Source organism: Bradyrhizobium sp. (assembly GCF_049581145.1).
In the GTDB taxonomy this organism is placed as follows: Bacteria; Pseudomonadota; Alphaproteobacteria; order Rhizobiales; family Xanthobacteraceae; genus Bradyrhizobium.
In genome coordinates, this window is sequence record NZ_JBAURI010000974.1 from 1 (window position 1) to 2,549 (window position 2,549).

Below are 2,549 nucleotides of genomic sequence, written 5' to 3' on the forward strand. Positions count from 1 at the left end.
CACGCCGCATTTTCCGCCACCTGTTCCGCAACATGCATGTGCACCGGAAGCCGGTTCGTCCTGGCCCACGATGTAATTTCATGGAGTTCACCCAACGGCACTGCCCGAATACTATGCGGAGCAACGCCAAAGTGAATCCGTCCGCCCTCCGCCGAACACTCCTTCACAAGCGCCGTCATATTCTCGAGAAACGCCTTCGCCGATTCGTAAAAGCGACTTTGCCCTGGCTCTGGCGGCAATTCAAATCCCGCACGCAGATATGCAGTTCGCAGCAACACGATCCGAATCCCCACCGACTCAGCCGCAGCAATCACCTGCTTGCCCAGCAGGTTCGGATCGTCATAAGGCTTTCCGTCCGCAGCATTGTGCAGATAATGGAACTCGCCCACCGTTGTCGTGCCCGCGAGCGCCATCTCGAGAAAGGCCATGCGCGCAACGTCGTACACCTGCTGCGGATTGAGTTGGCTCGCGGCGTAATACATTGTGCCGCGCCAAGACCAGAAGTCTCGCCCACTCACCACCCGCGACTCCGCCTTCCCACGAATCAGCCGCTGGAACGAATGAGAATGCGTATTCACAAACCCTGGCATCAACGCTTTGCCCGCCATCTCGACAATCGTTACCGACGAGCGATCCAGATCGCCGTCGCACTTCAAAACAAGCCCTTCAGGGCTGACCAGCAACTCACCGCCCGCAACGAATCTGCCGTCCACATACAGCAACTCTGGTCGATAAAGAGTATTCATCCCACCACCCTCCGTCCGCCCACCCACACTTCGCGAACAGGATTCGCGCCCATTACATACACCAGCTCGCGCCAATCCTTTTCGTGCAGCACCACGAAGTCCGCCATACATCCAGCCTCAATCCGACCTCGATCACTAACACCCAGCGCACAAGCAGCATTCAATGTTCCCGCGACGATCGCCTCCTGCGCCGTCAGCCCATTCATCCGAACCGCTAGCCCCAACGCGGCTGCAGTCGAATACAACGGGCTCGAACCGGGATTGAGGTCTGTACCGACAGCTACTGCTGCACCCGCGTCGATCAGCCTCCTTCCCGGCGCCGCGGGAATTCCCAAATGCAGCGACACTCCCGGGAGAATCGTTGCCATCGTCCCGCTCGACGCGATGGCCGCGATCTGCTCTTCGCCCGCGGCCTCCAGATGATCCACACTCAGCGCGCCAATGCGCACACCAAGTTCGACGCCTCCGATGCTGTGGAACTGATCGCTATGCAGCTTCACCGCCAGCCCATGATTCTTCGCGCAAACAAACATCTGCTCCGCTTCCCCTACATGCCAGGCCTCTCGCTCGACGAACACATCCACTGCTGTCGCCAGCCCTCGTCGCGCAACCTCCGGAATCAGCTCCACGCATACTTGCTCCACGTATCGCAACCGCTCAGCGACCTCCTTCGGCGGGAGATGAATCAGGAGCGTCGCAAGTATTCCCGCCTGCGATTCAGCCGCCAGCTTTGCAATCGCATCCAGCATCGCAATCTCAGCGGAAATCGCAAACCCATATCCCGACTTAACCTCAATCGTCGTCGCGCCAGAGCGAAGGAGGGCCTCCACCCTGGGCTTCGCCAGTGCGACCAACTCCTCTTGGGAAGCCGCCGCCGTCGCTCGCACCGTGCTGCGAATCCCGCCGCCAGCCAGCAGAATCTGCTCATAGGTCGCGCCCGCAACCCGCGCTTCAAAGTCCGCCAGCCGGTCACCCGCCCACACCGCATGGGTATGCGGATCGATCAACCCCGGCAAGACAGCAACGCCCCCCAGATCAAGCGTCGCTGCAGCCTCGCCCGTCCAGTCGCTCCTCGCACCTACCCAATCAATCAACCCACCCGAGACCGCCAACGCCGCATCCTTCAACACCTTGAGCTCACTCATACTCCGGCCATGTTGTGCCGCCGCACCCTCAGCGGTAGCGAGCTGTGAGATCCCCGTGATGAATAACTCAGTCTTCATCGCACACTCGGCAGATCAAGTCCTCGTTTCGCGGCCGTCTCCTTCGCCAATTCATAGCCCGCATCCGCGTGGCGAATCACGCCCATCGCCGGATCATTGGTCAGGCACATCCTCAGCCGCTCATCTGCCTCATCGCTCCCATCCGCAACAGCGACGAGCCCTGCGTGCTGACTATATCCCATACCAACGCCGCCTCCATGATGAAAGCTCATCCATCCCGCTCCGCTGGCAACGCCCGTCGCAAAGTTCAGCAGGGCCCAATCGGAAACCGCATCCGATCCGTCCAGCATCCCTTCTGTCTCGCGATAAGGGCTAGCCACCGATCCTGCGTCCAAATGATCGCGACCAATCACAATCGGCGCGCTCAGCCGCCCGTCCCGCACCATCTGGTTGAACAACAGCCCCGCCCGATCGCGCTCCTTATATCCCAACCAACAAATGCGCGCTGGCAGCCCTTGAAATGCAATTTGTTTCGACGCAAACGTCAGCCATTCCGTCAGCCGCTTATCCTCAGGAAAGAGCTCCAGCAGTGCCTTATCCGTAGCGTATATATCCGCCGGATCGCCCGACAGCGCCACCC

Annotated in this window: 2 protein-coding genes and 1 pseudogene; all 3 read right to left on the reverse strand. The window is 60.1% G+C overall.

Annotation, left to right across the window (positions count from 1 at the left end; all coding sequences use genetic code 11):
- Positions 1-746: amidohydrolase family protein (locus WCB02_RS31775; protein ID WP_423964429.1), on the reverse strand; the 746-nt coding region annotated here is incomplete at its 3' end.
- Positions 743-1,891, reverse strand: a complete 1,149-nt coding sequence (hutI, locus tag WCB02_RS31780) for an imidazolonepropionase (protein WP_423964431.1) — start codon at positions 1,889-1,891, stop codon at positions 743-745. The genes WCB02_RS31775 and hutI, both read right to left, overlap by 4 nt.
- 74 nt (positions 1,892-1,965) lie before the next feature.
- Positions 1,966-2,549, reverse strand: a pseudogene (locus WCB02_RS31785) (urocanate hydratase); the annotation flags it as partial.

Excerpts from the sequence above, each read along its gene's own strand:
- hutI (WP_423964431.1), bottom strand. The coding sequence starts at position 1,891 with ATGAGTGAGCTCAAGGTGTTGAAGGATGCGGCGTTGGCGGTCTCGGGT.